This window comes from Bacillus cereus group sp. BfR-BA-01381, assembly GCF_022663555.1.
Taxonomy (GTDB): domain Bacteria; phylum Bacillota; class Bacilli; order Bacillales; family Bacillaceae_G; genus Bacillus_A; species Bacillus_A pacificus.
Genome location: NZ_JAKUFR010000348.1, coordinates 1 through 221, shown reverse-complemented (window position 1 = coordinate 221; position 221 = coordinate 1). Strand labels below are relative to the sequence as shown.

Here is a 221-nt window from a genome sequence, read left to right as displayed (position 1 = left end):
GAGCCTTTGAAACCGGAGCGCTAGCTTCGGTGGAGGCGCTGGTGGGATACCGCCCTGACTGTATTGAAATTCTAACCTACGGGTCTTATCGACCCGGGAGACAGTGTCAGGGGGGCAGTTTGACTGGGGCGGTCGCCTCCTAAAGTGTAACGGAGGCGCCCAAAGGTTCCCTCAGAATGGTTGGAAATCATTCGTAGAGTGCAAAGGCATAAGGGAGCTTG

General features: G+C 55.7%; 1 rRNA gene. It reads left to right on the top strand.

The annotated features are described in order from the left end of the window. Positions 1-221, top strand: a 23S ribosomal RNA gene (locus MR079_RS28985); the annotation flags it as partial.